The sequence below is a fragment of the Olleya sp. ITB9 genome (assembly GCF_001315805.1).
Lineage (GTDB): Bacteria > Bacteroidota > Bacteroidia > Flavobacteriales > Flavobacteriaceae > Olleya > Olleya sediminilitoris.
On sequence record NZ_BCBW01000014.1, the window covers coordinates 16,880 to 41,722 of the forward strand.

The 24,843-nt window shown below is 31.9% G+C and carries 18 protein-coding genes; all 18 read right to left on the reverse strand.

Annotated elements, in window-relative coordinates; translation table 11 throughout:
* Positions 1 to 23: 23 nt before the first annotated feature.
* The 18 genes from ITB9_RS02845 to ITB9_RS02930 all read right to left on the reverse strand — a co-directional run bounded on the left by ITB9_RS02845 (position 24) and on the right by ITB9_RS02930 (position 24,837).
* Complete coding sequence (locus ITB9_RS02845) at positions 24 to 1,748, reverse strand: SusE domain-containing protein (protein ID WP_054851058.1); 1,725 nt, start codon at positions 1,746 to 1,748, stop codon at positions 24 to 26.
* Positions 1,749 to 1,757: 9 nt separating this feature from the next.
* Positions 1,758 to 3,233: a RagB/SusD family nutrient uptake outer membrane protein gene (locus ITB9_RS02850; RefSeq protein ID WP_054851059.1), complete on the reverse strand. Its 1,476-nt coding sequence runs from the start codon at positions 3,231 to 3,233 to the stop codon at positions 1,758 to 1,760.
* Between the two features lie 11 nt (positions 3,234 to 3,244).
* A complete protein-coding gene (locus ITB9_RS02855) occupies positions 3,245 to 6,193 on the reverse strand; it encodes a TonB-dependent receptor (protein ID WP_054851060.1) in 2,949 nt (982 codons plus the stop codon).
* Positions 6,194 to 6,445: 252 nt separating this feature from the next.
* Entirely contained in the window at positions 6,446 to 8,023 is a 1,578-nt protein-coding gene (locus ITB9_RS02860) for a DUF6377 domain-containing protein (RefSeq protein ID WP_148638342.1), read from the reverse strand.
* Positions 8,024 to 8,385: 362 nt separating this feature from the next.
* Positions 8,386 to 10,614 (reverse strand): hypothetical protein, encoded by a 2,229-nt coding sequence (locus ITB9_RS02865; RefSeq protein ID WP_054851062.1) that lies wholly within the window; start codon positions 10,612 to 10,614, stop codon positions 8,386 to 8,388.
* Positions 10,615 to 11,175, reverse strand: coding sequence for a hypothetical protein (locus ITB9_RS02870; protein WP_148638345.1), 561 nt, complete (start codon positions 11,173 to 11,175; stop codon positions 10,615 to 10,617). It lies immediately after the preceding gene.
* 325 nt (positions 11,176 to 11,500) lie between these two features.
* Positions 11,501 to 13,132 carry a DUF262 domain-containing protein gene (locus ITB9_RS02875; protein WP_054851064.1) on the reverse strand — a complete coding sequence of 544 codons (1,632 nt, stop codon included), beginning with the start codon at positions 13,130 to 13,132 and terminating at the stop codon, positions 11,501 to 11,503.
* 11 nt (positions 13,133 to 13,143) lie between these two features.
* On the reverse strand, positions 13,144 to 14,124 hold the full coding sequence (locus ITB9_RS02880) for a hypothetical protein (protein WP_054851065.1): 981 nt from the start codon (positions 14,122 to 14,124) through the stop codon (positions 13,144 to 13,146).
* Complete coding sequence (locus ITB9_RS02885) at positions 14,125 to 15,267, reverse strand: DUF3696 domain-containing protein (protein WP_054851066.1); 1,143 nt, start codon at positions 15,265 to 15,267, stop codon at positions 14,125 to 14,127.
* Positions 15,268 to 15,704: 437 nt separating this feature from the next.
* On the reverse strand, positions 15,705 to 16,463 hold the full coding sequence (locus ITB9_RS02890; protein WP_054851067.1) for a hypothetical protein: 759 nt from the start codon (positions 16,461 to 16,463) through the stop codon (positions 15,705 to 15,707).
* Between the two features lie 828 nt (positions 16,464 to 17,291).
* Positions 17,292 to 17,996 (reverse strand): hypothetical protein, encoded by a 705-nt coding sequence (locus ITB9_RS02895; protein WP_054851068.1) that lies wholly within the window; start codon positions 17,994 to 17,996, stop codon positions 17,292 to 17,294.
* Positions 17,989 to 19,596, reverse strand: a complete 1,608-nt coding sequence (locus tag ITB9_RS02900; RefSeq protein WP_054851069.1) for a PASTA domain-containing protein — start codon at positions 19,594 to 19,596, stop codon at positions 17,989 to 17,991. Before ITB9_RS02900 ends, ITB9_RS02895 begins: the two co-directional genes overlap by 8 nt.
* 4 nt (positions 19,597 to 19,600) lie before the next feature.
* The gene (locus ITB9_RS02905; protein WP_054851070.1) at positions 19,601 to 20,335 is read right to left on the reverse strand and encodes a hypothetical protein; all 735 of its coding nucleotides are present in this window, start codon (positions 20,333 to 20,335) and stop codon (positions 19,601 to 19,603) included.
* Positions 20,336 to 20,337: 2 nt separating this feature from the next.
* Complete coding sequence (locus tag ITB9_RS02910; RefSeq protein ID WP_054851071.1) at positions 20,338 to 21,438, reverse strand: hypothetical protein; 1,101 nt, start codon at positions 21,436 to 21,438, stop codon at positions 20,338 to 20,340.
* 21 nt (positions 21,439 to 21,459) lie between these two features.
* Positions 21,460 to 21,939, reverse strand: a complete 480-nt coding sequence (locus tag ITB9_RS02915) for a hypothetical protein (protein ID WP_222829361.1) — start codon at positions 21,937 to 21,939, stop codon at positions 21,460 to 21,462.
* A gap of 56 nt (positions 21,940 to 21,995) precedes the next feature.
* Complete coding sequence (locus ITB9_RS02920) at positions 21,996 to 22,766, reverse strand: hypothetical protein (RefSeq protein ID WP_148638347.1); 771 nt, start codon at positions 22,764 to 22,766, stop codon at positions 21,996 to 21,998.
* A 44-nt stretch (positions 22,767 to 22,810) separates the two neighbouring features.
* The gene (locus tag ITB9_RS02925) at positions 22,811 to 23,260 is read right to left on the reverse strand and encodes a hypothetical protein (RefSeq protein WP_028290010.1); all 450 of its coding nucleotides are present in this window, start codon (positions 23,258 to 23,260) and stop codon (positions 22,811 to 22,813) included.
* A 2-nt stretch (positions 23,261 to 23,262) separates the two neighbouring features.
* Positions 23,263 to 24,837: an OmpA family protein gene (locus tag ITB9_RS02930; RefSeq protein WP_054851073.1), complete on the reverse strand. Its 1,575-nt coding sequence runs from the start codon at positions 24,835 to 24,837 to the stop codon at positions 23,263 to 23,265.
* Between the last annotated feature and the right edge of the window lie 6 nt (positions 24,838 to 24,843).

Here is a 24,843-nt window from a genome sequence, read left to right on the forward strand (position 1 = left end):
ATAAATTCATAAGTATTATCTTTTTATTGTGCAAATTCGTAGGTTCCTGTTTGGTAATCATCATTTAAAATTATGGTTACCGTATAAGTTCCGTCTGTATTAATATTAAGTAGATTGGATCCACCTCCATTTATAAGGTTTCCGGTTAATGCTGTTGGATTATCACTACCAAAATCTAAATCCCAAGGACTTATAAATTTACTATCATATCCTGCTGTAAGATTTGTGGTTACAGTATATGTATTAGGATGATTATAAGTCATTGCAATCTCTTGGCGATCATCCCAAACTTGCCAATGAAACAATTTAATATTATAATATGTCCACGTCAAAGTAGGAGCACTAAAATCTATGCTAAATTGTAAAGCTCTGTCAGTGATGACTGAAAAAGTATTATTACTCTCTATCAGAGTTAAAGTATCAGAAACTAAATCGCCATCAGGTGTCGTACTATCTGCAAGAGGTTGATTAATCGTATAGGAAGTTCCGCTGCCATCTGCTGCACTATTTAAACTGTAAACATTGCTAGCTTGCATGGGTATGTAATGGTTTGAACTAAAGGTGTCTCCATCTAATGAAAATTCTTCTATCATATTTCCGTTTTCAAACAAAAACAATTGAGTTGGTGTTATTATTGGCTCTATAATTGTATCATCTATTTCAAATGAATAATTATAATTGTCTGCAGATAAATCTAACGTCACAAAATATAACCCTACTGGATTGTTAGACATATCTTCAACTGTTACTCCCTGACTACTAGCATCTACTTCTAAAACAAGCGTATTGGTTGTACCAACAATTTGTTTTAATAAATACGACCAATCTCCATTAGCTCTAAATATAAATCCACCAGATTCTAACAGGTTTATTGATGCTTTCCATACACTATTACCTTGATATTCCAATGGTTGGTCTCCTCCCCAACCACCAGAAATAGGTGTACCAACCATACTCCAAAAATTAATTTGTAACAACTCGTAAGTGTTTGTGTCAAGATCTACTTTTATTCTAAATTGTCCAGAAGTGCTAGCTACTATCGCTTCACCAAATGGAACTATATTACCTTCACTACCACCAAATTGTAAAGCAGGAAGTGAGCGCTCACTATAAAATTTATAGCTTTCTCCAGCAATTAAACTGGTGTAAACCTCATAAATATTAGTTAAAGCTCCATCACTATTTGTTAAACGCTTTAATGCAATTGCTTGAGATAAATCGTTATTATTCTCGGTTGCTGTACCTGAAATATACAAGTTTTGTGGTAGTGTTTGGTTTTCAAAACGCTTCAAGTTAATATTAGTAAATGCTGTACTAGTTTTACTTAAACTACTGGCTTGCACAGCTAAGGTTAATGATGCGTTTTCGTTAGCAGGAAAACCTGAAAAAGCTAAAGCCTGATCTAATGCTTCATAACTAATGGATAATGAAGTGTTGATTCCGTTATTTGAGGATTCTGAAATAAAAATTGGTTCAGAAAAATCCACTGTACCTTCTTGTAATAACATTACCTTATAGGTAACAGCGTAACCTAATGATGACTCTGCTGCTTCCCAACTAAAAGTAACAGATTCAGAAGGTGTGTCTTGATTTAGAATAATACTTTGTTCAGATGTTGGTGTTAAAACTACAGGAGCACTTAGGTCCCATTCTCCCTCAGGTTGTAAGTTTCCATCAGTTTCACAGGAATAATATGTAAAACTAAGTAGTATGCTAAATATTACAATACATATGTTTTTTGTTTTCATAGCTAATTATTAAAGTGGGTTTTGTGTTAGAGCTGGGTTTCTATCTAATTCTTGTTGCGGAATTGGTAATAATTTTTTAGCATCAGTCATGTTGTAATCTACCTGATTACCAGTTCTTAAGTCAATTTCTACCAAATTATTCATTGTTGAAATTAAAGCATTATACCTAGCAAGATCATCCCAACGTTGACCTTCTTGAAATAATTCTAATCGTCTTTCTTTAAGTATAGTTTCTCTTAAAACTTGTTGAGAGTTACTTTGTGCATTAGTTAAATCAGGTAATTCAGCTCTAGATCTTATTCTATTTACTTCTGTTATTGCAGCTTGAAGTTGATTGATTTCATTCAAGGCTTCAGCTTTAAGTAAAACAATATCACCATAACGAATTAGATAGGTATTATCAGAACTTGCAAAACCATTAGCATTTTTCCATTTATAACTAAATGGAATTACAGATCCTTGTGTATTCCCCCAAAATTCGTCAACCCATTGGACTGACTCAAATAAAATAGAAGCATTTTTTCTAACAATATCACCTTCACTATCAAAAGCATTAATTAGGTCTACAGATGGTGTAACAAATTTTCTCCAGGAATCACCACTTACAGATGGTGGTAATAATAATTGTGGTCCATAATTACCTTCATTACCTCCAAGATATTGCACCTCAATTATTGATTCTGCGTTATTATAGTTATTACCACTAAACAAATCGTTATATGCTATTAATTGATAGTTAGCGCTACTAGTCTCTACAGCTTGTATGTGTGATAAAACAGCATTATAATCTGGATTAGGTTGTTGTGCATATGCTTTAGCTGCTAAAGCATGAGCTGCACCAGATGTCGCTCTAGCTTTATTTATACTAGCATCATTACTGTAGATTTCAGGTAATAAGGTTGCTGCTAGCTCTAAATCTGCTATTATTTGTGCATAAACGGTTTCTTGTGTTGCTCTTGGGATATTAACAGCATCTGCATCTGTTGATGTTATTGTATTAGTAATTAATGGAACGCCTCCCCATAATTTAACTAAGGTAAAATAATGGTAAGCACGTAAAAAAATGGCTTCACCTTTTATTTGGTTTTTGCGTGCTTCAGTAAGTAAAGGGTCAGAAATATTACTAACACGCTCAATTACTAAATTAGCTTTTGAGATTGCATTGTATAGATTAGACCAATGTGTAAATATTCTAGAATGTGTAGCAGGAATTGTAATATTATCTATTTGAAAAACCTCTGGATTGTCTCCACCTGCATAACAATTATCCGAACGTACATCTTGAAACAATAAATAATCCCAAACATAATATTCTGATGATTGAAAGGACTCATAAGCGCCTACTAATGCTGCCTCTATTTGGCTTGCTGTTTCATAGGCATTACCACTAGTTTCCTCTGAAATAGGTTGAAGGTCTAAAAAGTCTTCACAACCAACCATTGTTGTTAGAAGTAATCCTAAAGTTAATATTTTAAATAGTTTCATAACTGTAATAATTAAAATGTTGCGTTTATACCAAAAATTAAGTTTCTTGTTTGAGGATAGGTTCCAAAGTCTATACCTTGTACTGTATTACTTCCACCAAAAGCATTAACCTCTGGGTCAAAACCAGAATAATCTGTTATTGTAAAAATGTTTTCTCCTGTACCGTAAATTTTTAGGGCAGTTATGCCTAGCTTGTCAATTAGATTTTTAGGTAAATCGTAACTTAAGGTTATGGTTTTAAATCTTAAATATGAAGCGTCCTCGATAAAACGTGTTGAGACCCTAGAATTATCACTATTACCAAAACTAGCTCTTGGTATATCTGTAATATCTCCTGGTTGTCTCCAACGATCTAAAACTGCAGTAGATTGATTTTTAGGATCAATCATACCTTCGGTTTCAATTCGTGTGACATTTAACATGTCGTTACCCTGAGATCCTTGAAGAAAAACAAATAAACCAAAGCCTTTATAATTTAAAGTATTAGTTACACCATAGTAAAAATCTGGGTTAGCATCACCAATAATTGTACGGTCTTCTGGTGTAGGATTGAAGGTGGAGTTACCCTCATTATCAATATAATAAGCGTTACCAGATGCAGGATCAACACCACCAAAAATATAACCATATAAAGTACCCAAAGGTTCGCCTTCTCTTACTAGACTAGCTTCACCTCTACCTCCTGTTATACCACCTTGTAATAATTCTTGTCCAACAAGACTAACCACTTCATTACGATTAAAGGATATATTAAATCCAGTATTCCATGAAAAGTTATCAGAATTAATGTTTACCGTATTTAAAGCTAATTCTATTCCTTTGTTTTGTATTTCTCCAATATTTCTAATTGCATTATCAAAACCAGAAGTCGTTGGCAATGGTGCGTTTAACAATAAGTCATTAGTTTTTTTTATGTAGGCATCAGCTGTAACAGATAGTCTGTTATTTAACATAGAAAGGTCAAAACCTATATTTGTTTGTTCAGACTCTTCCCATTTTAATGTTAAGTTTTCAATAGATCCCGGAAATGTACCAGGTTGCGTGACACCACCAAAAGGGTAATTTGCTCCAGATCCAACACGACCTAAATAACTATAAGCGTTAATATTATCGTTACCAACAAGTCCCCAACCTGCCCTAAGTTTAAGGTCATTAATTAATCCGTCTTTATTAATAAATTTTTCGTTTGAAACTCGCCATCCTAAAGAGAATGATGGAAAATAACCCCATCTTTTATTAGGTCCAAAAACACTTGATCCATCTGCTCTAAAATTAGCAGTTAACAGATATTTATCGTCAAAACTATAATTAACTCGACTTAAAAAGGAAGCATTCGCTCTTTCTGATTTCCAAGCAGAAGCATCAAAAATTTCAGAGCCTCCATTTGGTGTTGTTACGGATGCACTAGCAAAATTTCTAGTCTGAATAGAACTGTTCTCAAATGTAAACTTTTGTGTGACTGAGCCCACTAAGGCTTCAACAGTATGTTTATTAAATGAATTATTATAACTAAGTGTATTTTCAACAATATAATAAGATTTTTTATCTGTATTATTAATACCTTGACCACCAATTGCAGCACCAAAACCTGTTCTAAAAGGATCTAAAAACGAATCAAATACGCCATTATTATTATCAATCCCATAGTTAAACTTGTATTTAAAATTTTCAAGAAATTTAGCTTCTAAATAAATATTTCCTAAAAAACGGTTGTTATTATATTCTCTATCCAAACCGTCTGTACTAGCCAATGGGTTTTCCCAATTTTGAAACGGGTTACTAGTAAACATTCCAGCTTCATTGTATACACCAATTATAGATGGTGTGGTTAATGCACCCAAAAGGACACCTCCTTGATTTACGTTGTTATTGTCATTAATATCCACATCCTTATAAGATGTATATGATATTCTGGTACCAACTTTTAACCAATCATTAATGTCTTGATCAATATTAATTTTAAAATTACTTCTTTCAATTTCAGACGTTCTTACTGCTCCTTCTTGGGTTAAATGACCTCCTGAAATAAAATAACTAGTTCCTTCAGTTTTACCAGATACTGAGGCTTGATAATTTTGAGAAAATCCATTTTGAAATATCTCTTCTTGCCAATCAGTACGTGCTGTAAAGCTGTCCCAATCTGTTGACAATCCCATTTCTGTCATTAAATCTCTATATTGTTCACCATTTAAGACTGGTAGAGTATTCCAGACTTGAGAGATTCCAGTATACATATTTAGACTCACTTTTGGTTTTGATGTTGTTCCTCGTTTTGTAGTAATCAAAACAACTCCATTTGCTCCTTGAGCCCCATAGATAGCAGCCGAAGAGGCATCTTTTAAAACTGTTATAGTGTCTATATCACTAGGGTTTATAGCTCTTGTGTCTGTGGTAGGTACACCATCAACCACATATAATGGTTCGCTGCTTGCGTTAATTGAGTTTGTTCCTCTAATACGTACACTAAATCCACCTGATGGTTTACCTGATCCAGATATGACTTGGACACCTGCTGATTGCCCTTGTAATAAAGAACCTACTTGAGTGTTAGCTCGGGTTTCAAAAGATTCACTATCTATTGTAGAAACAGATCCTGTAATGTCTTTTTTAAGTTGAGAACCATAACCTACTATTACAACTTCATCCAATAAATTTGTATCCTCTTGCAAATCAACATTAATAACAGACTGTCCTTTTACTAAAACCTCTTGTGGTTTAAATCCTATATAACTAAATACTATAACTGAATTTTGATTTACACCTTCACTTAACGTGTATTTACCATCAAAATCTGTACTAACACCAATTGAAGTTCCTTTTAATATCACTGAAACTCCAGGTATAGGTAATCCATCATTCTCGGTTACTATACCGGTAACTTCATTTTGTGCTACACTTTTACTTGTACACAATAATGAAATGAAAATTACCGTAATGAAAACTAATTTTTTATAAATCATTTGCCTCTATATGTATTAAATTATAATGTCAATAAAATGGTTTTGCAAATTACCCTGAAATAACAGCAACTACAATACAGAAATTTGTAAAAGTGGATTTTATAGTGCATAAATATTTATTAAAATAATAAAAATCAGGCACTTAAAAAGTTTAAACAGAATGTGAAAAGTGGATTTTATTGGATGATTTCAGAGTTTCATATCCGAAATCAGTAATTTATAGAGGGTGTTTTTGATAATATTATTTAATTTTTAGATAGATTTTATCATCTTCTCAAAATTTGTTTTATCAATTGCAGATTTATTAATAGCTGCTCTGTAATTATAAATGGTATTTACAGAATACCTTAAGATTTTTGCAATTCTTGAACTATTATCAATTCCTAATTTGATAAGTGCCAAGATTCTTAATTCTGTATTTAATTGCTTTATATCAGTTAATTCAATTTGATGGTCTGGTTTTAGTAACTTATTGACTTCTGACAAAAAATTTGGATAGATATGTAAAAATGAACTATCAAAATTGTTGTTAAAAATTTCTAATTCTTCATCAATTAGTCTTTTAGATTTTGATAATTTAAGTAACGCATTCATTTGATTGGCATTAACATATTTGCTTACCAATTTTCTGTAAACATCTAATTTGGTGATGTATTCTGAATAAAGATTTAAAAAATTACCTATGTAATGTTCCTTAATTTTATCTACTTCTGATAGCTCTAAATAAAGGTTTTTAAGTTCTTCATTAGATGTATTAAGCTTTTTATTAAAAACTAGAAGTTGATTATTAGCAATTTTAAGTTTATCCTTGGCTTCTGATACTTTTTTGACTTGCTTATAAACCATATAAATTGCTATTAGTAAAAACGCTGCTAAAACACTAATAAAAACTAAAGAGTATTCTAACTTTTGCTTTTGCTTTGCAGTTTTTAGTTCGTAGGCTTTTGTTATTAAAGGCATATTATTAGCGATATCCACTAAACGTAATCGAGAATTATAGAATTCAGCATCATTGTAAGAAAAATTAATGTATTGATACGCTCTGTCAATATCACCTTCTGTAAAAAGTATCTTAGCTAAAGTCCCCATTGATGCATTATCCTTTACCGAAGCTTGGATGTCTGACATAGCCGATAAAATCAAATACTCTTTTTGTTTTGTTGATTCGTTATTCAATTCATACAATAATGACCTTTCAAAAGTGATTAAAGAGAACAATCTAGAACCTATTTTTACTTTTTCTAGCCTTTGTGAATTAATCTTAAAAGCCATATCTAAATTACGACTATCCCTAAATTCCTTTTCTTTAAGTCTTAAGGCTTCCTCTGAGTTTGGTTTTAACCTTGCGTATAAAGAATCTTGATATGCTGTATAGAGTTCTGAATAAATTAATTTATTACTGTTTACTGCTGTATTATATGCCAAACCAGAATACCCTTCTTTATGTGCTATAAAATAATCACTAATTAATGATTCTGGCAACAAATTTCGATCTATTTCACTTAAAGCATCGATAGATTCTTTAAACCGACCCGTATTAACCAAAAGCAATCCCATTTTAAGTTTGGCTTCATCTAATAATAGCTTATCATTAAGCTTTTCTCCTATCTGTATGTTTTTTTCAATGTACTCAAGCGCTTGGTTGAAACTATAAAACTGATATTCTTCAAAAATAGCGTTAGTAATTCTATATTGCGCTTTAAGATTGTTTGTTTTATTGCTTGATTCAATTAATGATTTTATCCTTTCTTTCTTTTCAAGATCATAAAATTCATGTTTACGCATCTTAGACTCCAATACACTTATAATGGAATCTAGATTCTGTGACAAAAGATTATTTTGAAAAAGTAGTAGTAATATGATGCTTAAAGTAGTTTTCAAATTATATAGAAAGTAATTTTAATAATACAGCTAATTTAGCTTCTAAAATAAGGATAAAAAAAATATCTTATAAAATATTAAGTAGAAGATATACTTTAGTTTCCATTCAACACACATTTTCCACATTACTCTACCCTAATTTAAAAGAATTTTCCATTAACATCGCAGAAGAAACTTTTAGAATATTTTTTTTAAATAAACTACAGTAACAACTTTCTCTTTCACCTAAGCAAACCACCAAAATAACGCCTTAGCATATTTCAATAATTAATAAACAGGTAATACCCTAATAATTAAAACTAAACCTAACTCTACTTAAAATACGCCTTAACATCTAAAGCAGTCTGTATCAATTCAGGATTCTCCACCTCTATATAAGTAATCTTACCGTCATCAGTTATAGACGGTATTAATAAACAAGAACAACTAGTAGAATCAACCGTATTAGTACTCTCCTGATAGTCTTTAGCTAATGTAATAACTAGATCCATATTTTTCTGAATAGCATTTAAGTTACCTGTCATAATCTCTATAACCGAACGATTAAATGTATTAAGACTTAAATGAAATTTATTATACTCTAAATTAGTAGTTACAAAATCCGAACAACATTTAGCCTTATCCAAAAGTAGGTTAATCATGTAGATATAACCCATATTAACAACATTATAATTTTCAATAGAGCAGAATTGTCTTTTACTATTAAAGTCTAATTCCCAAATAGCATTACAATGTGCTAAAACAATGTCTTTGCTTTCCTCATTCTTTTCTAAAAGATACTCAATATGCTCAATCGGAAATCTAACACCATGATATTTAATAACTTCTTTCGTAATGCTTTTAGAGTGTAAAGCTTGTATTTTTTTAACTAGTTCAACTCTATCAGGTATATGTAATTCATTAATAATAATGTCATTAAGTAAAATATTAGTACCATTGTCCTTAACCCTCTTTTCAAATTCTTTCTGAAAATCAGTCACTTTTTTAGCCTCATCCTTATCATCAAAAAATAGATGTATAAAAAAGTTAGTACCATTTAAATTAAAAGGCATTTCAATATGGATGATCTCATCTTTTCTAAACTGAAATAAAATGGTATAAATGGTCATTACCGTACTTAAATCAGCATCAATAGTAGCTGTGTTATTAAGAAAATAGCCAATGGTTTTATGCACAAGGGCATTATCCCTATTTAAGCTCAAATGGCTATTGGTTGGGGTTAACAAATCTCTAATACCTCTATAGTAATTAGACTCTAAATTATAATAATTAAACTCAAATTGCACGCCTGCCTCTCTGGCATAATATTTTGTATACAGTTTATCAAAATCATCACCAAAAAAATCTAATTTACCCTCAGGATTTATAAATAAAATACCTTTGTCAATAAACTTATTATAGGATGCTTTAAAACCGTCTTTGGTCACTCTATCATTACCATAAATTAAATATTCTAAATTTAAAACCTCATTGCTGGTCGATCGTTTTAAGGATTTAGACAAGTAATTTAAGTGCTGTAAAGTCTCTTTATTAAAACTCTTAATCTCATAAAGTTTTGGGCGTTTAGCTAAATCCTGAGACGTTTCTAATTCTAACCTAACATCCTCCAAGACAGAATGATTTAATGTCATACTATCGGTAATCCCTTCCTGGATTTTTTTAAACATAGTATGGCAAATCAATTGGATCTCATAAGGTTTCCCTTCAGAGATGTTATGTAACTCACGAAAAGTCGAATTTTCAAAAATATCACTAGGTTCTATACCAATATCTAAAAGCGGTTTACTAACACAAATCTCAGTATCCTCAATATCCTTATATTCGTCAACAGTAATTTTTTTAAACTGTCTAATTATAGGCGAAAATATGTCATCTATAACCGGAAACAACTCTTTAGTACCTGTAAAAACTAACATATAGTTAGTTTTATTCATAAAAATATTCCTGATTTTTTCAAGTAAAACACGACTTTCAGACAGCACATTACATTCATCAAAAAGCAGAATTATAGAGGTATTAACTTCCTTATTGATGGTTTCTAAATCCCTTTTAAAATTACTTTCAGAAGTTAATACATCTGTCCTTCCGGCTTCCATAGCCTTAGCAAATTGTATAGGAAACAAAAAAGGTCTAAACTCTATATTATTAGAGACCGTATAAGCCGAAGTTTGATTCAAGTATTCATCAAAAATAGCACCTCCAACGCCTCCAAAATAATTGTCGTTGATAGCCGAATTAAAAATAGAATCAAATATCTTATAAAAAAATTGCAACTGAGACCCCTTATCCCCTTCATCTAAATCTATTCTTACCGTAAGAAAATTTAATTTAGAAGCCTCAATTTCAATCATGTTAAGCAAACTTGTCTTACCTGCTGCGCGATCACCAATTAACGAAAGATTGATAGGCTTATTAGTTTTGGCGCCATGATTCAAATAATAACGGATCTCTTTCAATTCGTCAGACCGTCCAGCAAATAACTTCTCTTCAGTTACAGGATTTGCAAAATCATAAGGATTACTTAATTCAGAATAACTCATCTAATGGCTATGTTTTTTTAAATCATCAATTAAATTACTGTCTACTACAAATTTTTCTAATAAATGCACATTACCTCGCTTGCGTTCAAAGTTATGATAGGTCTTTAATTTAGCTTTAAGCGCCTTATTATTAATAATATGTATAGCCGAAATATAAGCCTCACTATCAATTTTCTGTGCCTTAGATATCGTGTCAACTAGGCTATGCAATAATTCATTTTTAAAATCCTCACTACTGCCTAACCCATTAACAGCTTTAATCTCTTTATACTTTAGGTAACAGATAATTAAAAATAAAACAATTAAAGTACTTAAAACAAAAACACTAGCATCACCAACAAAAAACTCAATAACCAGTATCAAATACTTTAACCAAATACTATCATAATCTTTTTGTAATTCAGTAAAAATAGCCTGTATAGCATCATAGTTATTAATAGCATGTAACTGGGCTAAAATGGCAACTATTAATAGCCACAATAGGTAATTAAGGGTCTTTTTTCTAAATAAATAATCTCTTATAAAATTTATGAATAATAGAAAGTATTTTTTTAATCTCATGTATAGCAATGTAATATGGCCTCTAAAATAATACTTTTCTAATGTAATGTTTAGAAATATAGGTGTTATTTAAATGCATGCCACACACCACTACTCGCCTATCGTTACATTGCATAATAACAATTACAGAGTAAACGTTTTAAAATAAATGTTTTTAAATAACTGAAGTAGAAAGCCTAGGTGGTAAGTAAAAGTGACTAATTATTTACAGGCTGTTATTTGAAATTCATTGTGTAGTTTTAACGTTTTAGAAACTATATTACTAATTCACTAGAACATTTACGTTCATTCCCCTATTATTTTGCCCAAAAAAAATATGAGGTCGCTAGAATAGATATACATCAAATTTATCAGTACCATTGTATGTTAATCCTAGACTTTCAACAAATTTAGATTCACTATTAGAAATTAAGTTATATCTCAATTCTTTAAAATTGGATATGCTAAAGTTATTGAAATTCATTTCATTATTTAAAAAGTTGGCTTCATAATTAAAATTTGAAATATTTCCTTTTAAAATGTATGAATAATCTTTATTCTTTTTTTGTCTTGTATTTATATCAATTATTTTTGGACTATATTCTAAACCTTTGAATTTAGGGAATAGCATTACTGAATCTTTATCTTCTTTACTAAAGCTATAAAACTCATCAAAATCATAATCGTTGATTGATGATTTATCAAGAACATTTTTAATCATAAATAAAGCTAAAGCTTTAGAGCGAACACTACCATAATATATTTTTTTTGGAAATTCTGCGGATTCAAACTTATCATTTTTACTTGCTTTGTATAAAGGTGTATCAATTTCTCCCTTACAGAATTGTTTAAATTTATTAAAAGCTTTTCGTTGTTTACTAAGTGAATAGATTGAGAAATATGAAGAATATGTTGTTTGCCAAAACCATCTCTCTAATTCATTTAGTTGATCATTTGAAGGGTTGTCAACTAATCTGAAAAATTCAGTTATAAAAATAAGTTGAAGATTATAAGGTAAAAGGTTTAAACTAAGTACATTTACTCTATGATATAAAAAATTAACTGCTTGGTAGATGTTTTCAAATGTATTTCTTGATAAATCTTTGAAATCACTCCTTTTAGGTAATGATTCTGTTTTAACGTCAAAATAGATTTTACCAGTTGAACTTTCAATGCATTGCAGAAATATTTCCGTTTTAAGGTCTTCAAAATTAAATTGCTTTAAATCTAATTTTAAATCTTCAATTTCATCACTAAACTTGAATCCCTCACTACCATCCTCATATGTTAAGGCACTTATCATCCACATTGGTGACATATCACTTCCTTTCGAGTTAATTCTAGAAAACATTTCAACTGCATCTTGTATTGTACCTCCTAAAATATTAACAAAAGCTATTTCATAATCTAACAATGATGTAGCTAATTTTTTTGCTCTATTAATGTATATATTACTTTTATTTTCATCAAAGTCTTCTTGAATGCGTTTGGTAAAGGTTAAAAACTCGAAAGTATCCACTAATACATATAAAGGAATACTTGATGAATCAATCTCATTATTTCTTGTTTTTCTAAAATGAAAAAATTCTTGTTCTTCTAAATTATAATGAACAATAAATTCTTCTAAAATTTCTTCATCTATTTTATTATTTGAAAACTCGTGAGGATTATTTAGGGCACTAAATAAAGTTGTAATTCTTTGATATCCATCTATTATATAAGAATATTTATTAGTATTTAAGTCTAAAGTGTATGGACCTATTTTATTATTAAATTGAAAATTATCTTGTTCTGGATTCCAAAATAATAAACTGCCAATTGGAAAGCCCTTACTAATACTGTCAAATAATTCTAATCTCTGTTTTATATTCCATACTATATCGCGCTGAAAATTAGGCACAACAATTTTACCCTTTTTTATGTCGTTCATTAAATTTATTAAACGATCCTTATCAGGACGGACATTTATTTTATTCATACAATACAAAGTTATAATAAATCATTTATCTTCTCAATAATATTCTCAAGTTCTTTAGGGGTATTTTGATGTTTACATTTATCTAATAACATCTTTTTTGTTAGAAATTCACTTAGGAACATTTTTGGTAATTCTGTCTTAGTTCTAAATTTAGTTGTATGCAACCCTTTAATTAAATGTCGGTAATTTTCATTAGAAATATCTTCAAATAAAGGGTGAAGTTTTTTACGACTATCAATATTAAAACCTTTTTCTAAATCATAAAAATCTTGTTGTTCAGGAGTTAATTCTTTTAATGAATTAACTTTGTTTTTATCTATATTCTCATTAGTTTCTAACATTTCTAATGGAATATAATTTTCTATTTCTCTCTTTTCTAAAACATGTAATTTAATTTTATTATCAGTACAATGATTTATTAATTTATCTAGTTCTAAAGTTTCATTTGGGTACTTTCTATCACTATCACAAATAACAATTGCTTTTAAATAATTACAATTATCTAATTCTTCGTTTCGATACTTTCTTAATTCTTGATTTATTTGATTTACAATATCGTCTTTCCCTCCACAATGTCTAAATTCAAGCCATCTTTTTTTGTAAAATGAAAAAGCTTTTTCTCCTGTTTCAATTTTTTGTAAAATGCCTCTTATAAATTTTTGATCGTTATTTGCATTTTCCATAAAAATTAAAACAGAACCCGAAAGAAAAATCATTCCATCTTTTAGGGAATACACTTTATTTTCAATATCATTATTTTCATTTAACAAAACATCTTCTTTACCTAAATTAACAGAATTAACTAAAGCTTCTTTTATAAAATCTTGTATTGCGGATGTTGGTCTTACTCCTTCAATCCAACCTTTCTCAGTTATATCTGGATTGTCAACTAATAATTCATATCTATTTTCGATAAATAATTTCAAAAAGCCGTCTATTTCCTCGAAATAATTGGGATCAAAAAATAATGGCGATGCTAATTTTACAATCATTTATTTAAACTTATTCTGAGCTCTTATTAATGCTTTAACTTCATCAAAACTTTCATCGAAAACATTATCAGGCCAAAAATCTACTTCACCTAAATCATTCAATTCAATTTTTTTTAAATAACTTGAATCCTTTTCGTCATCAAAATAAACATAATATAAATTTATATTTTGCTTATCAATTTTTTTGTCTGCAACAAGAGTTCTCAACCTTAGGATAAAATTTTTAGAGTGAGTCTCAACTAAATATTTGTTACCTGAATTTTGTGTAGAGTTAAACAAAAGTTGAGCTAAATTAGCATGTGCGCCTGGATGCAAGTGCAATTCTGGTTGCTCTAAGATTGTTAAGGTTTCTTCTGAGCTCTTCATATGAGCTTTAACAATTATAGGCAAAGCTTGACTCATTCCTTGTCCTACATCGACAATATTAACACCTTCATTTTGTGAATTCTCTCTTTTTATTTTAATTTCATAATAAGGTTCAACTTTATTTACATAAAGTTCCCATCCATCAAAATTTGCTTTGAACCAATCACTTACTTCAGAAGCTAATGAATCATTATTAACTAGAATTTGATATGCATTTTCTCCTTTATTACCAATTCTCTCAAAATTTGTTCTTCCAGATAAATGAAACACTCTTGGAGGATATAGCCTAAAAGGACCTATATAGTCTGTCTTTAAAGATAAAACTTCTCTAAGTTTGATTGATATCGCTTTAGGCAAAAAACCAGAGAACAAATTACCTCTAGATTTATCAATTTCTTCTGTAGTAATTATATTTTTATTATCTGAATTTTCTAAATTAAAACTTCTCCATTCTGTTATAACTGGTTTATCTGGAGCATTTATAATCTCAATTTCGATTTTGATTTTCCCATCTGTTAAACCAATATCTAGTTGTTCTTGAATACCTCTATTATAGAATAAATCCCTATAATCAGCTCCTAACTCTACTTTATTATTTATGTACATAAATGGTTCATCAAATTCTCCTGAAATGGAACCCTCTATTAATGTAGGAAGCTTTACTATAGCACTTTTACCAGAACTGTTTTTTCCGAAGATTACAGTTATAGGTTTTATCTCTAACTCTGTTTTGTCTTTAAAAGATTTATACCCTTTAAATGAAATTTTGTTTATCATATTAAATATAAAACTGTAAGATAAATTAAAATATTAAGATTCTATTTTTTAATTATAAATTTATTTATGTGATGCATTCCTCAAATATATTATTACTCTCCTATCGGCGCTTCGTAAAAAAAGTGTTCCATTAACATTGTAGAGTAAATTTTTAGAAGATAAAATAAAGGAAATGATGTTATAAACTTTCGTTTTTAACCCAAGTTCAAGTTAGATAACGCAATAAATCATAGTACGTTTTATAATAATTAGCTTAATAGTGATATTTGACATAATTTATGATATAATGTCTTTAAGTCTATTGTTGTAAATAATTAATTTAAAGGGGATTACGGCTAAAACATCAATGGTTTAATTATAGATATTGAGTAATTTAATTATCGTTTATAACATATAGTAATATAGTTAAAAATGAATTCAATATCCTAATAAAAAAATTATTCATCCTTGTTATTACTAGGATTGTTATTGCTCGTATTAAAAATATTATAACCTAAGCCAACTCCAAACCAAGGTTTTCCTTGGTAAATCCAATTCTCACCTGTTTTACCAGATAATCTATCCCAGCCTGTAATAAGCGCAACTTGGAAATTGTCATACTCACCAATAATACCAATAAATGGAGTTAGGGATGATGCATTAGTTTTAGAGGTTATTATGTCATTTCTAACTGTATTTTCATCAATACTTACAGAAGTTAGGTTTATTCCTGCTGAGGGTATTAAAAAGCCTACACCTTTTTTGTCAAGTCTTATTCTTAACCCAACAGACACCCCAATATTAATATCACCAGTAAAATCGAAAGGTCTAGTTTTATTTCCTTCATCATCGATTTGATCACCACTAGGTCTAATTTTTATAGGAACTGTAATCGCTCCAGTAACAAAACTAAGTGATGGATCTTCTTCTGTAAATTCCTTAGTAAAATCACTAAAATCGCTATTTGATATATGATAATAATTTATGATCTCTTCATTTTTACTTATAGTATTCCCTTTTTTACTTATGACTTGCGTTGTTGTGACTTTCGCATAAATTGTCTGATTTTTAGGGTTGTCCTCATCATCCCATTTCAAAAATTTAATAACATAGCCACTAGTATCTGGTTGGTCAATTGTAAAACGCCAGCCTTTTTGAGCTATAATTGTCTTAGATGATGGTGTATTTGTAGTGAAATCATATTCTTTTAAACTCATGGTTCGAGTTAAATAATAAACAGAATCTTCATCATTCTGAGAATAAACAAAGGAACATGAAATAGACAATAACAGAATTAAAATAGTTTTCATTTGTAAAAGCTTTAAAATTATACAACAATTTAGATAAAAGACTGTAACCAAAATACACCCAATATTGGGTAGATTTAAAAAATTACTATTGTATTATTCTTAAAAGGGAGAGTTTAATTATTTGTAAATAACAAATAACTATTTCAAATATAAGGTTTTTTATTTAAATAGCTATTTATCAAATAGTTAATTTATTTACAATAGTAGCTTCATACAAAAAATGTTTAACCAACATTGTAGATAAAAACTCAAGAAACAAACCAACCATTCCCCTACACACCATCCTAAAAACTACCAGTGCACACTTGCAATACCTTAATAACGAATAATTTAAACAACTTATTACCCCTCTAAATGCTAAAAAATGTTAAAAAACGCAAATACCTGTAATTTTAAGCAAGGGTTACTCCATAGATACTTCATGGATACTCCATAGATACTCCATAGTAAAGCCATAGATAGTTCATGGTAATGCACCAGAGTGCACCTCAATAATTAAAAAACAAAAAGTACACGCTCCACTTCCCTCCTACAATAACCTCAAAAAAGGATGCATCTAATAGCAACTAATCACCAAAAACAAACAGAAAATACCATATAACGCTAATGTATATGTGGCATATAAAAAAGCCCGAAAATTGTTAAAAAAAATCGGGCAATAACTAACACATCACAAGTGTATTGGTGGCACTTTAATCCAAACACACCATAGTAAGGTGCAGTATATTTATCTAATTACTGTTGTTGTAAGGTCAGTATAATGGCTGTACCAATATCAATAATGCTTTGGGTAGCAATATTTTGGTTGGCTATAGTTAAAGATATAGTTGGGTTCTCGTCTAATAAGGTTTGCGAGTCCTCATCTAAGGTGTAAGTTAATCCTACAGAGGCCATAAGTCCTATAGTAGCATCGTTATAAACTCTACCAATAAGCTGTGGCATAATACGTTTTTCTGCAACACCACTTGGTGGTGGTACCGGAACAATCTTAAACTTTAAAGTGGCTGCTGCATTAGCATTCAGGCTGTACTGGTTAATATTGTTAGCATTAAGCGGAGTCACATTAGCGCGATAATTCCTGCTCTGGTAGGTTTGTCGTAAAGGGGCACTTTGCGTATTAGAAAGATCCATAGTTAAAGACACTTTGGCTTCTACCTCTGTTTCTGGTATCACATAAAACGTAGGTTGGTAACCAATACTTCTAATCAATTCCAACATGCGTTGGTTGTCAGTAACGGTAACGCTAGCAGCATCCGCAGTGTCAGCATCTGGTGTCGTAGCGTCTTGCGGATTGTCTAGACTGTAAAGCGCTAAGGTTTGCTGTAAAGAGCCCTCGTCTAATGCAGATTGTGCTTCGCCTACACCTCGTCCTATAGAGGCTATTAATTCGCCTAACGGTCCCGATAATAGGTCACTAAATTGTTGGATTGGATTACTCATTTTTACTAAATATTACAGTGATTAATTGATTGTTTTGTATCGTGCTGTTTAATGCTGGACTCTGCTTAAAAGACTCTCCTGATGGCACAGTACTCTGTTTTTGGTAAACAGGATTTAATCGTAAGCCTAAGTTGTTTAAAATGCGTCTTACAGCAGTTTCTGTAAACCCAAGCAAATTAGGTAGCGTACCTGGTGTAGTAACGGGTCTTGGTGCACTTTCTATGTCTAAAACCACTTCACTAATAGAGTTTCCATTAATCTCCTTGGCAGTTTCATGATTTAAAAACTGCAAATTAACACCCTCTTGATCACGATTAACCAAGGACTTAATTTTTAACTGTATATTAGACAGCTTATAGTCACTAGTATTTAAGTTGTCTGCTAATTGTATCTCGTTAACAATGTTGGTATACACACCACTTACTGGCATAGGTCGTAAATCAAAAGCGACGTCCTTACTTAACTCGTCTATTTTTAATTGCAACTGTTCATTTTCAGTATTTTTTAGGCCCAACTGTTCTACAGTAGTTTTGTATTTGGTGTTTAGCGCATCTAGCGTGGCATAAGCTTCCAAGCGTTCCTTGTCAGATTGTGCTTTTTCTGCACTACAAATCTCTAATTGCTCTAAACAACTCTGGTGTTCTTTTTTAAGCTGTGCATTGGTGTCTTGTAAAGCAGTATACCCTTTGGCACAATGCTCTAGCGCTTGGAGACTCTCGGTATAATTTCCGTTTAAAGCGTCAAACTCTTGTTGTAACGCTAGGTACTTGTCTTCAAAAGAAGCTAAACGCTCTATGTCTTGTTTAGCTTCATTTAAAGAAGTTGTAAGGGATTCATTTTGTGTTTTTAATTTAGTATTTGCTTGATGTAATACTTCTAGTGCTTGTTGTGCTTCGTCTAATGCAGCTTGCAGTGCTTCCTTTTCCTCTTGGCAGGCGTTAGCGTCATTTTTTAAAAGGTCATAATTAGCTTCTAAAGCAGTATGCGCTTGACTTAAATCAGTATGGGTTTTAGTCGTAGTTTTTAACGTATTGCTAACCTCAGTATATTGCTTTTGCTTTGCAGTTAATTGCGTTTTAGATTTGGCTAACTGTCCTTCTAACGTCTTAGTTTTAGTGATGCATTGTTGTAATGATTTATCAAGCAGTTGGTTGTCGTACGCAAACGAGTATGGCGAAGTAACAACTATAAAATCCATAAACCCTGGTTGCTCTTTTAGTATAGCCTCTGGTAACAAATAAGCAGTACCAAAATCAAAATGTAAGACACTCTGTTCTTCATCAAAATGAAAAGCATATAAGGACGTTAAAACCTGAAATTGCTCTAATTTATAAAGATCCTTCTGGGCAATAATACGCAGTTCTGGGATCTGATTGTTTTTTAATATCTTAAAAAAAGACAATAAAGCTTTGGCTCTGGACTTGGTCGTTTCTTCTATACTTAAAACCCCTTTAACAATATCGGCGACATAAATAGAAATCCAGGCATTGCTTGTAACCTCATAATACTGAATAAATATAGGTAATTTGGCTTTGGGCTTATTCTTTTCATCAAATAATGAAAAATTAATGCGTATGTGTTTTAGTTTACTGAGTGGCATAAGATTAGGTGTTGCTAATAGCTACAGAGGTAAAAATAGTTCCGCTGTTGGCTACAAAAATTATCGTTTTATTGACATCGCCTGAGGCAATGCTTATGTTGGTTTCATAAACGCCTGCTCCATTGGTAAAACCTTCTTTGGATGGCGAAAATAATGGTGGTGTGATACTAGTTGCAGTATCATTTAAGGCTAATGAGGTCGCTTCATCAAAATTGATCTCTACCTTTTGTCCTACAACGGGCTCATTAGTAGCATAGGTTAACGTGACTTTTAGTGTGTAGGCTGTTGCCGAAATTTGTTCAGCAGACATCACAATAAAGACCTGAGGAACACCTTCATTGGGCATTACAGCAACAAATCGACCAGAAATGGTACTGGTAATTTTATTGGAAGCACTGTCGTTACTAGTTTTGTTTTGTGTTGTAGTTGGTAATTTATACATTAAGGCTTGATGACTTTGTTGCGTCATCACATTGCTTTTTGTAAAGGCAGCAGTTTGTGCAACCTCAGGATTAGCAAGGCGTGCATTAGATGATGGTGTAGACTCGGTTTCATTTACAACTTCACTAATCACCTCTAAAGAGAAATCCAAGTAAGGCAATTGGTATAAAGTATTTGGTCGTCCATATTCGTCATAAGGTGACATATTTCTTAATTGATGCTGTGCCACATTAAGACTATCTGCTATGGATAATAAAATGTCATGTAATGCTAAAGAGCTATTATTTGCTTGACTCATAATTATGCGTATTTGTCTTTTTTACGTTTTTGACGTGCTTCTTTTCGTGCTTCACGTTGTTGTTCTCGCTTTTGCGCTTGTTTCTTCTCCTCTCTGGATTTAATCTGTCTTTGTCTTCTGTCCTCTTCTCGTTGCGCTTCGGCTTGTTTGTCTTGTTGGCGTTGGGCTTTCGCCTCTTGCTGCTTAGCCTCTTTTTTCTTCTGATTAGCTAATGAGGTTTTAGTCGCCTTCGCTTTGGCTTTTAGTTTATCTTTTAACTGTTGTTGTTTCTCCTCAAAAGCGTCTTTTTCTTGTTGTGCTAATGCTTTAAAATCGTTTTCAAAGGACTTAAAGTCATCACTAGCCTCCTTAGGTACCACATCAAAAGAATCGACTAAAGATTGTTTTTGAAAGTCATCCCATTTTTTCTCGGACTTGGCCTTTAGTTTTTTAGCCTCTTTTTGTTGATCTCTTAATTCTCCCCATCGGTCTTTTATTGTTTTTGATTTCGGTTTTGGTTTACTTTTTTTGGTCGTTGTTCTGTCTACCCCATCTTTTAGTTTAGCTACAATGGGTGCTTTGGGTTGGTCTCGCTGTTCTGCCCAATTAGCTTTGGGTGTATCTCTGTGTTTGGACCACAAATCTTTTGGTTTTTTATAAGCTCTAGCTTTAAAAGTCTCTCGTTGTTTGTTCCATCTGGCTTCAAAATCATCAGTCTTAAAATCCTTTTTAAAAGCCTTAGTGCGTGCCACTTGCTTTTTGACATTAATAACTTTTAATTTAAGTGCGTTCCTTTGCTTTTCCCAATGTTTAAACTCTAGTTTTTTGGCTGCAATTTTGTCTTCTAATTGGCGTTTGGTTTCAAACTGCTTTTTGTCTTGTTTCCTTTTGGTTGTAAAGGAGTCAATGGGCTGTTCAAAAGGGCTATTAGCTGGTGTGTCTGTAACATCAGATTCTCCACTCAACGTTTTCATCTGTTGCTCCAAAGCTTCACGCTCGCTAATTAAGCTTTTAAGCGTCTCATCAACCTGTATTAAATCTTCAAGGGATGCCTTTAAATCCAATGCTGAAGCCGAATCTTGTTCTGGTGCTTTGGGTAATAATGTTTTCCAATTTTTAGCCATAAAGTATAGTAATTTAAAAGATTAACTACCAGTGTCTTCTTTTAATAAGGCTTGTAAACGACTTTCAAATATAACCGGAACAGGCACAGTAACTAGCTTAGTTCTAAGCTCCGAACTTCCACTGGCTTCAAATTGGTATTTTTGAGAATAGCTAGCGTTCACTGCGGCAGACACATTTGTAAAACCGGTACTATAGCGTCCTTTGACTTCTGCCGAAAGACTTAAATCTCGGTCTTCTTGAAATCGCATATCCATCTTTATAGAAATATAAGACTCCACAAACTGATAAAAAGTGGGTGTAAAGCCTAAAGCTAATAAACTTACACCCGACTCTCCTTCTTTTAATACGATTAAGGCAGTGTCATCTTTCTCCATTTCACCATCTGCATTAAGCTTGTGACCACTCATCATTTGCGCAATACGAATAGATACTTTGTCTAAGGCATATTGTGCCTCAGCAATACCAACTCCCAAATTTTTAATCATCTGCGGAAATGGCACGTTTAATAATTCTTTACCTATGTTCATAAGATCGTATTTAATTTATCTATTGATTACTATGCTGGTGTTTCTGTAAATTCTTCGTCCATCATCTTTCTAATTCTTTCTTCCAACACTGCTGGTGGCGGAATAGGAACTAGTTTGGTTCTCAATAGACTACTTCCTTCTGCAGAGTAACTGTATTTTTGTGAGTAGCTAGCATTAACCTGAGAGGTACTAACAGTACTTTTACTTGCATTAGGACTACCAAAAAACTTAGCGACTCCACCACCAACACCGCGACTACTTTTATTAGTGGTTGATCGATTAATATCAACCGTTGAAGAACCTTCTTGGGTATACTTAATAGCTATTTTTACTTCTATAATAGAATCTACAAATTGATAAAAGGTTGGTGTAAACCCTAACTCCATCATAGATAGTCTTCTAGGCACATTAATCTCTACTGATGACCCTGTTCCTGCTGTTGTAAGGGTATAAACACCATCAGCTTCTGTTGCTAATGCTCCAGAAGAAGCGCCTACTTTTAAGTCCTCTACTAATTTGTTTTGCTCATAGACTGAGGCTTCTCCACTATTTAAATAGGTAACAGCTTGTGTAGATGTAAACTTTTGTTGGCCAAAAAAGACACGACTGTCTTCAAAGGTCACATTACCCTCATCATCTGTAATGGTTTTAAGTCCTCCCATCATTTCTGCTACGTCTATAGAGTTGGCATCTAATGCCATTTGTCCTTCGGCTATAGCCATAGCCATTTGCTGAATCATGCTGCCCATCGGCACATCTAGTAATTCCTGTCCAATTCTTGGTTTGTTACGTAAATTCATCTTTTAATGTTTAATTGTTATTTATGTGTATTGTATGACTGTGTTTATAATTCTGGTTTGATAGTTTTTAACTTTTCTAATAGGTTTTCTGGTGGTGGTAGCGACACCATTCTAGCTGCAATACTAGAAGAGCCACTGGCTGACTGATCAAACTTACGACTGTAGGACGCACTTACTGATGCGGCTACTATACCAAAATCGGCTTCCACACTGGCACCTACCGAAAAAGCTTCTGATTCTGCCATAGAAAATTCCATTTTCATTTCAAAACTAGCTTCAGTAAAGGCATAAAAAGTGGGTACAAATCCTAGTAATAATAAATTGGTAGTTTCTCCATTAATCTCAACACCTTTTTCTGCAAGTGCCTTTAGCGTTTTAATAGAGTTCTCATCTAAGGCAGCTTGTGCATTGGCAACAGATATACCCATTTGCTCTATCATTTGATGTAAAGGCGCATTGGTTATTGAATTTGTTATAGTGGCTATAGCTCCCATAATTATTCAGTTAGAGAGTCTACGTACTTTAAAAATCCATCTGGTGGTGGTAACGCAACCATACGTGCCGACATAGACGAATTACCCTCTACAGACATTTCAAATTGCTTAGACATGCGTAAATCAACATTCAATCCTAAAGCAACAGTTTGATCTGATTTAGAATTACCACTATTATCAGATAATAATTGACTAGTGCTTTCACTTTGTGCTATTTTCACTTCGTCTACTGAGCCTTCTTCCTCTTCTTTTGAAATATTAATGGATTCGCTTGTTTTGGAATAAGCAGAAAACTCTATCTGAGTCTCTTTATCTAGGTAATAGTCAATACCATGTCTTTCTTCTGTCCAATAGTCGCTTATATCTTCTGCTGATGATGAGATTTCAAGACTACTATTAGAATTTGTGATAAAGTAATTAGCTCCAGTATCAGGAGTAGCTCCATTTAACTCAGAACTAAAATAAATATAATCTGCTCCAGAAGTAATGGCGATGCTTACTTTTCTAAACACCTCATTTTTAGTGTCATCAGGACCACTATTGGCTCTAGCTAAAGTTTCCCCTTTCGGTTCAATCTGTATTTGTGTGGCTCTAGCACCTTGGGCTACTAGATAATCACGCATGGCTTCACACCTGTCTTTAGATAAATTTATATTGTAGGCATCTGCACCACTACTATCGGTATAGCCTTTAATAACAATACTTGCAGTATCATCTTCTCTTAAAATAGAAGCCAATGCCTCAAACTCTGCGTCTTTTCCTGCATTGTCTATTGTACCTTCTGCATAATTAAAATTGAGGATGCGTTTATCAAATCCAAAATGGAATTCTAAATCCTTAGGACTTACTGTAGAACCATAAATTAGCTGTCCTGAAAAACCGTAGACTCCACCAGAAGTTGAAAATGTAGTAGAAAGATCAGTATCTAAAGTAAGTACAGTTGTTCCGTCATTAATGACAGTAACATCTAAATAGTCTGTAATCTTTAGTATTGTAAAATCTGTAGAAGGTGTATAGCGAGTAACAAATTGTTGTAATACCGAATAGTTTAAGCGTTCTACATCTTGTGACTGGATAATTTTAGAATGAAACTCATCTATTCTAGAAACAATACCTATACTTTCATCTAGTTTATAATGATTGTCATTTATAACAACAGCATTCTTGGTACTGCTTTTCATTAAAAACTTTCGTGATGATTTAAAACTACTCTTTTCAGAATTAAATGCTTTCTCTTTTTCAACGTTTTTATAATTGTCTTTTCCTTGTTTTCCAGAGTTATAAGTGGCGTCCACTTGTACAGATAGCGCAAACTCGTCTTTCATTTTCATTTTTAAATGAATGTTAGCGCTAATATCTGCATAGGTAAAACTATAGAATGCTGGTGCAAAACCCAGTTCTAATAGCGATTTATCACCTAATGTGGTATTGGCTAGTTTTGTGATTTGAGCGATAGAATTATCATCTAACTTCTTTTGGGCATCTGCTATACCCATAGCTAAGGAAGTGAAAATATCACTAACATCTACTTGTTGTAGTACTGCTGCTCCTTCTTGAATTTTTGTTACGTTTGACATATGTTG